This window comes from Streptomyces sp. NPDC058653, assembly GCF_042716895.1.
In the GTDB taxonomy this organism is placed as follows: Bacteria; Actinomycetota; Actinomycetes; order Streptomycetales; family Streptomycetaceae; genus Streptomyces.
Genome location: NZ_JBHXRM010000002.1, coordinates 322,905 through 332,745, shown reverse-complemented (window position 1 = coordinate 332,745; position 9,841 = coordinate 322,905). Strand labels below are relative to the sequence as shown.

Sequence of the window (9,841 nt, the reverse complement as noted above, 5' to 3'; positions counted from 1 at the left end):
GCACCCGACTTGGCGGCACCACCGGACCGGCCACCCGGACCAGCCTCGGGCCGTCCGGCCACAGGGGTCGCCTCCGGCGACGCGGACGCCGCACCGCCCGGCGCCTCCGGCTCGGCAGAAGGCGCCTCGGGCTTCGCCCCACCCACAGCTCCCGCACCCGACTTGGCGGCCCCACCGACCTCAGACCCAGCACCGGACCCGGCACGCGACCCGGCCTCCGGACCGTCGGCCGCAGGAGTCGCCTCCGGCGACGCAGACGTCGCCCCACCCACAGCTCCCGCACCCGACTTGGCGGCACCACCGGACCGGCCACCCGGACCAGCCTCGGGCCGTCCGGCCACAGGGGTCGCCTCCGGCGACGCGGACGCCGCACCATCCGGCGCCTCCGGCTCCGCCGATGGGGCCTCGGGCTTCGCCCCACCCACAGCTCCCGCACCCGACTTGGCGGCGCCACCGACCTCAGACCCAGCACCCGACCCGGCACGCGACACGGCCTCCGGCCCGCCACCCGCAGGAGTCGCCTTCGGCGACGCAGACGTCGCCCCACCCGGCGCTTCCGGCTCCGCCGAAGTGGCTTCGGGCTTCGTCCCGCCCGCGGCTCCCGCACCGGACCGGCCACCCGACCCGGCTTCCGGCGCCTCCGGCGCGGCAGCGGCCGAGGGCAGCTCGGGGTTGGCACCCAGGCCGCCAGGCACCGGCTTGGACGGCGCCTCCGTCTCCGTGGGTTCCGGCTCAGGCCCGGCGGTCGAGGCGGCTTCAGGCGCCGACTCGGACTCGTGTCCGGATGTGGATTCCAGTTCGGCGTCCGGCACGCGGAAAACCGCGGTCCTCCGGTCGACGTCGGACTCGGCCACCGGCCCCGATGTCGCGGCGGCCCGCATCTCCGGGTCCGGAGCGGTGACTTCACCCTCCGCTCCGGCCGGACTCTCCGAAGACCCCTCAGAAGCCGTCACAGGCGCCCCAGCGGCCTCAGGAGCCCCGGAGCCACCCTCCCCGCCCCGGACCGTGAAAACGGCCGTCGCGCGGTCGACAGAGGGCTCCGCAGTGTCCACCGCTGCCGCGCGCCGAGCGGAACCGTCGGCGCCCGGCGCCGCGTCCTTGCCCGTGTCGGCGCCGCCCGCCGCCTCCCCGGCAGTGGCATCCGCCTCTCGGGCGGCGGCCGACTCACGGAAGACCGCGAACCTCGGGTCCCGTTCCTCAGTCGCCTCCCCCGACGACTTCCGCTGCTCCGACTTGTCGGGGGACTCGCCCGCCACCGTGCCTCCTCATGCGTGTGCGGCGCGTCGCGCACTCCGCCGCACTCTCCGAACCGATTATCAGTGTCCTGTGGGAAACCACAGCCCAAGTGCAAGACGAGAACGACATACATAACGGTTCCCGCACAAAGCGACCAGGCACCCTCGACAGACCAATGTGAGAGGGGTCACCCTGTCATTCATCCACGCGGGGAGGCATGGATGGGCAGGAGCCGCAGAACAATTCCGGAGGAGCTTCTGCTGCTCGCTCTGGACCCGGCCACGGGTACCACAGCGCAGCCGCAGTCGCTCGACCTCGGCCTGGCCGGAGCACAGCTAGTAGAGCTGGCTCTGGCAGGACGGATAGCCCCTGACGGGGATCGTATCGCCGTGGTGATGCCACGGCCGACCGGAGATCCGACTCTGGACTCCGCGCTGGAACTGCTGCGCAGACGCGGCAGCCCGGTTCGCGCAGTTCACTGGATCGGCGGGCCCCGATTGGGGCTCCGTCAGATTTACCTCTCGCATCTGGAGCGGTGCGGCATGGTTCATGCCGTGGCGGGCCAGATGTGCGGAGTGCTGCCGACGACTCGCTACCAGGCGACGGAGACGGCGATCAGCCGCGACATCAGGTCACGGCTGGACAGTGCGATCCGTACCGGCGTACCGCCGGACCCGCGGACCGCGGCGCTCGCCGCCCTGGCCCACGCGGTCGGACTGGGCAAGCACCTGTACCCCGGTAACGAGGGGCGCTCGTCGCGCTCCCGGCTCCGGGATCTGATCAGACACGACCCGATGGGCGGTCTCGTGGCGCATGCCGTGATGGACGTCCAGAACGGTGTGGCCGCTCAGCCACGCCGCAATCCCGCACCGGGAGGCCGACCGCCGGCCGTACCGATGCAACCGCAGCGCGGGAGCATGGCCCGCGTCGCGGCGCACTGAGAGCACGGACACGCCAGCACGCGGGTATCCGAATCCGCCGCGCCGACGTCCCCAGAGACCCGGTTCGGGAGCCGCAAAAGGCGCGCGGGGTCCAGCCGTACGATCGGCTGCCCCCGCGCGTCGCGCGCCCCGGTACAGGTCCCTCCGCGGGGTGTCCACTTACCACCCGGGCTTTCTTCTCTGTGCCTGTTTTCCAGCGCAGTTGGCCCTATCGGTGGCAGTCTGCTGAGACGTAGACACACAGAGCTACGCAGTTACTCAGCAGGAGGTGCCGTTTCCGTGGCGTCCAGTGTCAATCCCACCGTCAGGCGACGCCGATTGGGCCAGGAGCTGCGCCGGCTCCGAGAGGTCAAAGGCATGACGGCCGAGGAGGTGGCGGAGCGCCTGCTGGTCTCCCAGTCGAAGATCAGCCGTCTTGAGAACGGTCGCCGTTCCATCAGTCAGCGCGATGTCCGCGACCTGTGCGGTGTGTACGAGGTCGAGGACAACCGCATTGTCGAGTCGCTGATGCAAATGGCCAAGGACTCCCGCCAGCAGGGCTGGTGGCACGCCTTCGGCGATATCCCGTACAGCGTCTACATCGGCCTGGAGACGGACGCGGCCTCACTTCGCGTGTACGAGCCGCAGGTCGTGCCCGGACTGCTCCAGACCCGGAGGTACGCGGAGGCGCTCATCACCGGCGCGCTCCCGGAGACCTCGCCCGCGGACGTCGAGAAGCGCGTCAGCGTACGGGTGCGCCGCCAGGAGCGGGTCAACGCGCCGGAGCAGCCGCTGCGTCTGTGGGCGGTGATCGACGAGTCGGCGCTGCGCCGCGTCGTCGGCGACCGGAATCTGATGCGTGAGCAGCTGGAGTTCCTGGGCGAGCTTTCCCAGCTGCCCCATGTCACGGTGCAGGTGCTGCCCTTCGACATGGGCGCCCATCCGGGTATCAGCGGGCATTACGCGATTCTCGAATTCCCGGACGCCACCGATTCGAGCGTGGTGTACATCGAGGGCGTCACGAGTGATCTTTATCTGGAGAAGGCGAACGACGTCCAGAAGTACAGCGTGATGTACGAACACCTTCGCGCGCAGGCGCTGAATGCCGACCAGACCCGCGAGTTCATCTCGGACATCGCCAAGGGATACGCCCGCGCGGCCGGTTGAGCAAGGCGGGGCGGCAGAATACACCCGGTGGACTCGCGTCGGAAGAGTCCACCGGGATATCCCATCCGGTCGAGTGAACGTCCGCCCCACGCGTCCATCCCGGCTAGTAGCGTCGATCTTGCCGGCAAGAAGTTGGCGTATGGACACCACTTGCTGAATCGGAGCGAACCGAACATGGCAATTCTTCAGGGCGCCACGGACACCTGGACCAAGTCCTCGTACTCCGGCGGAAACGGCGCATGCGTAGAGGTCAAGTCTCCCGTCGTGCAGGCGATTGCCGTACGGGACTCGAAGGCCCCGGAAGGTCCCTCGATCACCTTTGTCCCCGGATCGTGGACCACCTTCGTACAGGAGATGAACCGAGGCGCGTTCGACCTCGGCTGAGCCCTTCGCGCCACCCGCACCACAGCACGGAATGAGCCCTCTCGACCTGTCCGCCGTCCTGGCCGAGGGGGCTCGGCCATGCCCATCACTTCACACGAACTCCCTCTCGGCCGCACGGGACCCGCATCCCGTGCGGTCGTTTCTGTTTGTTGCCGTACTACCTGCCGCAGCTGACGAAGTGCCCGCCCATCGTGTGGTTCCCGTCACGTTCGCGACAACGCCCCACAAGGTCAAGAACCAGTAAAATCGTTCGGCTTTCTGATCCGTGTTCACACTTATGACCGCTGGAACCCTTGACCCGCTGGCGCGAGTAGCGGTTCAATCCCCGAAGTCCCCGCTCCCGCACGGGGGCGCCGCTGACCGGACGTACTGGCGGAGCGCACCCACGTTCACAAGGCGGACCCCTGGAGGGGGCACATGAACAGTCTCGACTGGACCGTGCTCATCGGATACTTCGGTGTGATGGTCGCGATCGGCGTCTGGTCCCACAAGCGCGTGGGCGATGTCCATGACTACTTCACGGCCGGCGGCAAGATGCCGTGGTGGCTGTCCGGCATCTCGCACCACATGTCCGGCTACAGCGCGGTGATGTTCACCGGGTACGCGGCCATCGCGTACACCTACGGCGTCACGTCGTACGTCACCTGGTCCTTCCCCATCGCCATCGGCATCGCGATCGGGGCCAAGCTCTTCGCGCCCCGGCTCAACCGGGTTCGCTCGCGGCTGCATGTCTCGTCGCCGCTCGAATACCTCAAGAACCGCTACAACCTGCCCACCCAGCAGGCGCTCGCCTGGTCGGGCGTGCTGCTGAAGATCGTGGACGTCGGCGCCAAGTGGGCCGCCATCGCCACCCTGCTCTCCGTCTTCACCGGTGTCTCGCTCAACATGGGCATCCTGATCACGGGCGCGGTCACCGCGGTCTACTGCACCGTCGGCGGGCTGTGGGCCGACGCCCTGACCGAACTGGGGCAGTTCATCATCCAGTTCATCGCCGGAATCGCGATGCTCGTCGCCGTCATGGCGGAGCTCGGCGGGTTCAGCAGCCTGTGGAACGTCTGGGACGAGCCCGAACTCCAGGGCCACACCGAGCCGTTGGCCGGGCCGTACATGATGGTCTTCCTGATCGCGTATCTGTTCATCAAGACCTTCGAGTACAACGGCGGCATGTGGAACCAGGCGCAGCGCTACATGGCGACCGACTCCGCCAGGTCCGCGACGCGCTCCGGCGCCCTGTCGGCCGTGCTGTGGCTGGTCTGGCCGCTGGTGCTGTTCTTCCCGATGTGGGTCGCGCCGGTGCTCATCGAGACCGACGTGCCGGCCGACAGTTACGCGCTGATGGCCGAACAGCTCCTGCCGCACGGTCTGCTGGGCCTGGTCATCGTCGGGTTCTTCTCGCACACGATGGCCATGTGCTCCTCGGACGCGAACGCCATCGCGGCGGTCGTGACCCGCGACATCATGCCCGCGGTGTCGCGTACGGCGCGCGAGTGGGACACCCGGGTCGGGCTGCTGGCCGCCCGCTGGACGACGCTGCTCTTCCTCGGTCTGTCGATGGCCATCGCGACGCAGGTCAACTCCGACTTCTTCGGCGACATCATCACCGTCGTCATCAAGTGGGTCGCCGGCCTCATGGGTCCGATCGCGATCCCGCTGATGCTGGGTCTGCTGCCCTGGTTCCGCAAGAGCGGTCCCACGGCCGCCCTGGTCAGCTGGTCGGTGGGTCTGGTCACCTTCTGGCTGGTCAACTACCCGATCAGCTGGAACGTGGACGGCGGGGTGCCGCTCCAGTACCAGGTGTCGATCCCGCTCGCCGTCTCGCTCGTCCTCTACATCCTGATCGGCTACCTCAAGCCGGAGGACACACCGGAGCGCGACGCCGTCCTGGAGAAGATCAACAACGACGACGACGGTTCGGACGCGCTCGCGGCGGCGGTGCCGGCGCCGGCCACGTCGGGCGACACGAAGGTGCTCGGCCGCGAGGACGCCTCCGGCTGACGGATCCGCCCCTGCCGGCCCGGTGCCGGGCCCGGACCCGCTCCACCGGGCCCGGCCCGGGCCGGCAGATCCGACCACCACACAGCGTCCGGCGGGTGGCGTGCTCCCTCGCCGGACGGGCTCGAAGCGCGGCCTCAGCCCCGCGGGTACCTCGTCAGCCAGCCCGACGACGTCACCGACGGGCTGTGGAGCGCCGGCCCCTGCGTCATCTCCATCGCGAAGTCGTCCGCGAGCTCAAGGAGCGTCGGGCGGCCCTCCAACTCGGCCAGCCACGCGGGCGGCAGCGCCGTCTCCCCGTGCATCGCCCCCAGCAGCGCCCCGCAGAGCGCCCCCGTCGCCGACGAGGGCCCGTCGTGGTTGACCGCCAGTCGCAGGCCGTGGCGTACGTCCTCGCCGACCAGCGCGCAGTAGACGGCCACCGCCAGCGAGTCCTCCGCCGCCCGGCCCTCCGCGAGCAGCGCGACCCGGCCCGGGGTCGGGATGCCCTGCCGTACGGCTCCCAGCGCCTGCCCCAGCGCGTCGGTGACCGGCTGGTGGCCCGGCCGCTGGGTCATCAGCGCCAGGGCCCGCTGCACGGCCGCGTCGACGCTGTCGCCCCGCGCGACGCCGTGCACGATCACGGCGTACGCCCCCGCCGACAGGTACGCGGTGGGATGGCCGTGCGTCTGCGCCGCGCACTCCACGGCGAGCTGGCACACCAGCTGCGGCTCCCAGCCGACCAGCAGCCCGAACGGCGCCGAGCGCACCAGCGCGCCCGCGTCGCGCGCGGTCGGGTTCTTGGGCCTCTCCAGGGTGCCCATCAGCTCGTCGCCCAGCCCGGTCAGACAGGACACGGAGGGGTCGCGGCGCGCGTACAGCCACTCCTCCTGGGCCAGCCAGCCGTTGTCCTTGCGGCGCTCGTCCGGCCCCCAGTCGCTCTGGGTCGCGGCCCAGCGCAGATACGCGCGGTGCACGTCGGTCGGCGGGTGCCAGGCGCCCGTGTCGCGCCGGACCTGGGCGCGGATGAGGCCGTCCACGGTGAAGAGGGTCAGCTGGGTCGCGGCGGCGACCGCGCCGCGCCGGCCGTAGGCGGGGGCGAAGTCGGTGACGCCCTCAGCGCCGTGCGCGGAGCGGGTCTCGTCGAGGGTGAGTGTGTCGACCGCCGCTCCCAGCGCGTCGCCGATCGCTCCCCCGAGGAGACAGCCACGGACGCGGCTCCGGAAGTCCTGCTGCTCCGCCCGGCCCCATATGGCGGTGGCGGTGGCTGGCCTGTTCACGCGTCCCCTCCCTCCCGATGCGTGGAAAGCGCGTCTGGCGCAGCACTGTAATCGAACGGGAACGGACGGTTGAGCACGGGCACAGCCGGGTGCGCCCGGCGGGTGCGCCGGGCGCACCCGGGTCACTCCGCGGGCAGCAGTGGCAGCAGCTCCGGCAGGTGCCCGTCGGACGCCTCCGCCGCCCGTACGCGCTCCTCGGGCACCTCCCCGTACAGCGTGGTCCGGGGCCTGGCCGGCCGGCCCGCGGCCTCGGCGATGGCGACCAGGTCCTTGACCGAGCGGTACGAGCCGTAACCGGAGCCCGCCATGCGGGAGATGGTCTCCTCCATGAGCGTGCCGCCGAGGTCGTTCGCGCCGGAGCGCAGCATCTCGGCCGCGCCGTCCGTGCCGAGTTTCACCCAACTCGTCTGGATGTTGGTGATGTACGGGTGGAGGAGGAGCCGGGCCATCGCCATGACGGCGCGGTTGTCGCGGGTCGTCGGGCCGGGGCGGGCGATACCGGCCAGATAGACCGGGGCGTTGGTGTGGATGAAGGGCAGCGTGACGAATTCGGTGAAGCCCTCGCGCCCCGCTTCCAGCGCCTTGCGCTGCATACCGGCCAGGGTGCGGAAGTGCCCCAGCCAGTGGCGGGGCTGGTCGACGTGGCCGTACATCATCGTGGAGCTGGAGCGGATGCCCAGCGAGTGCGCGGTCTCCACGACCTCGATCCAGGTGGCGGTCGGCAGTTTGCCCTTGGTGAGGATCCAGCGCACCTCGTCGTCCAGGATCTCGGCGGCGGTGCCGGGGATCGAGTCGAGCCCGGCCTCCTTCGCGGCGGTGAGCCATTCGCGGATCGACATCCCGGTGCGGGAGGCCCCGTTGACGACCTCCATCGGGGAGAAGGCGTGCACATGCATGCCGGGTACGCGCTCCTTCACGGCGCGCGCGATGTCGAAGTAGGCGGTGCCGGGCAGGTCGGGGTGGATGCCGCCCTGCATGCAGACCTCGACGGCGCCGACGTCCCACGCCTGCGCGGCGCGGTCGGCGACCTGGTCGAGGGAGAGGGTGTACGCGTCGGCGTCGGTACGGCGCTGGGCGAAGGCGCAGAAACGGCAGCCGGTGTAGCAGACGTTGGTGAAGTTGATGTTGCGCGTGACGATGTAGGTGACGTCGTCGCCGACCACCTCGCGGCGCAGCTCGTCGGCGATCCGGGTGAGCGCGTCGAGCGCGGGACCGTCCGCGTGCAGCAGCGCGAGCGCCTCGTCGTCGGTGAGCTTCGTCGGGTCGGCGGCGGCCTGGCCCAGCGCCTGCCTGACGTCGGTGTCGATGCGCTCGGGGACCATGCCGGGGGCGGCGGCCTCGCGCAGCGCGTCCCAGTCGCCGTACACATGGTCGAAGTCGTCGCGCCGGTCGCCGGTGCGGCCCTCGGTGTCGATGGTGCGGTGCAGATCGGTACGGCCGGTGGCGGTGAAGCCCTCGTCGGGCTCCTGCCACGGCAGCCCGGCCGGTCTGACGTCCTCGCGGGCGAGACCGGTCGCCGGGTCGGCGAGCGCGCGCACGTGCGGCATCAGGCGCGGGTCGAGCCAGGGCTCGCCGCGCTGGATGAACTCGGGGTAGATCGTGAGCCGTTCACGCAGCTCGAATCCGGCGGCGGCGGTGCGCTCGGCCAGTTCGTCGATGTGCGGCCAGGGGCGTTCGGGGTTCACATGGTCGGGGGTGAGCGGGGAGACGCCGCCCCAGTCGTCGATGCCGGCGCCGATGAGGAGCGCGTACTCCTCGTCCACGAGATTGGGCGGGGCCTGGATACGGGCGGCCGGGCCGAGGAGATGCCGGGCGACGGCGATCGTGGCGGCCAGCTCCTCCAGTTCGGCGTCGGGCGTGGCGCGCATCGCGGTGTCGGGCTTGGCGCGGAAGTTCTGGACGATGACTTCCTGGATGCCGTGGTAGGCGCGGGCGGTGCGGCGCAGCTCGAAGAGGGAGTCGGCGCGCTCCTCGTAGTCCTCGCCGATGCCGATCAGGATGCCGGTGGTGAAGGGGACGTTGGACCGGCCGGCGTCTTCGAGTACCCGGAGCCGTACGGCGGGCTCCTTGTCCGGCGAGCCGTGGTGCGGGCCGCCGGGCTCGGACCAGAGCCGGGTGGCGGTGGTCTCCAGCATCATGCCCATGCTGGGCGCGACGGGCTTGAGCCGCTGGAAGTCGGTCCAGCCGAGCACACCGGGGTTGAGGTGCGGGAGGAGCCCGGTCTCCTCCAGGACACGGATGGCCATGGCCCGTACGTACGCGAGGGTGTCGTCGTACCCCTCGGCCTCCAGCCAATCCCTCGCCTCGGGCCAGCGGTCCTCGGGGCGGTCGCCGAGTGTGAACAGCGCCTCCTTGCAGCCCATTCGGGCGCCCTCGCGGGCGATGGCCAGGACTTCGTCGGGCGACAGATACATGCCGTGCCCGGCCCGGCGGAGCTTGCCGGGGACCGTGACGAAGGTGCAGTAGTGGCACTTGTCGCGGCAGAGGCGGGTGAGGGGGATGAAGACCTTGCGGGAGTACGTGATGATCCCGGGGCGCCCGACGGCTTCGAGTCCGGCGTCCCGGACCCGCGCGGCGGAGGCGGCCAGGTCCTTCAGGTCGTCGCCGCGCGCCTGGAGCAGTACGGCGGCCTCCCCGACGTCGAGCGCGACGCCGTCCCTGGCGCGTTTGAGGGCGCGGCGCATGGCGTTGGCGGTGGGGGCGGAGGGCGATCCGGAGGGGGACGTGGCGCTCGTCGTCATATCTCCGAGCATACGAGCGGGGCCGGGCGATTCCGGGGTGCGGACGAGCGGGTGAGCGGATGCCCACATTCGGGATACCGGGAATAACTCCGGGCCGCTGAACGACTCGAAGGACCTGTCCGGACCGGCGGGTGGCGGCGCC

General features: G+C 70.7%; 6 protein-coding genes. 4 read left to right on the top strand and 2 right to left on the bottom strand.

The genetic code is table 11. The features are described 5' to 3' along the window. The first annotated feature begins 1,457 nt into the window (after window positions 1-1,457). From ACFWU9_RS03170 to ACFWU9_RS03155, 4 genes are all read left to right on the top strand, one after another. Window positions 1,458-2,177, top strand: a complete 720-nt coding sequence (locus tag ACFWU9_RS03170) for a GPP34 family phosphoprotein (protein WP_384314319.1) — start codon at window positions 1,458-1,460, stop codon at window positions 2,175-2,177. A gap of 279 nt (window positions 2,178-2,456) precedes the next feature. Further along, the gene (locus ACFWU9_RS03165; protein WP_384314317.1) at window positions 2,457-3,323 is read left to right on the top strand and encodes a helix-turn-helix domain-containing protein; all 867 of its coding nucleotides are present in this window, start codon (window positions 2,457-2,459) and stop codon (window positions 3,321-3,323) included. 174 nt (window positions 3,324-3,497) lie between these two features. Beyond that, window positions 3,498-3,707, top strand: coding sequence for a DUF397 domain-containing protein (locus ACFWU9_RS03160; protein WP_384314314.1), 210 nt, complete (start codon window positions 3,498-3,500; stop codon window positions 3,705-3,707). Between the two features lie 417 nt (window positions 3,708-4,124). After that, complete coding sequence (locus ACFWU9_RS03155) at window positions 4,125-5,702, top strand: sodium:solute symporter family protein (protein ID WP_384314312.1); 1,578 nt, start codon at window positions 4,125-4,127, stop codon at window positions 5,700-5,702. 134 nt (window positions 5,703-5,836) lie between these two features. Here ACFWU9_RS03155 and ACFWU9_RS03150 read toward each other — a convergent pair whose 3' ends face one another. Both ACFWU9_RS03150 and ACFWU9_RS03145 read right to left on the bottom strand, forming a co-directional pair. Then, on the bottom strand, window positions 5,837-6,958 hold the full coding sequence (locus tag ACFWU9_RS03150; protein ID WP_384314309.1) for an ADP-ribosylglycohydrolase family protein: 1,122 nt from the start codon (window positions 6,956-6,958) through the stop codon (window positions 5,837-5,839). A gap of 122 nt (window positions 6,959-7,080) precedes the next feature. After that, window positions 7,081-9,699 carry a bifunctional FO biosynthesis protein CofGH gene (locus ACFWU9_RS03145; protein WP_384314307.1) on the bottom strand — a complete coding sequence of 873 codons (2,619 nt, stop codon included), beginning with the start codon at window positions 9,697-9,699 and terminating at the stop codon, window positions 7,081-7,083. Between the last annotated feature and the right edge of the window lie 142 nt (window positions 9,700-9,841).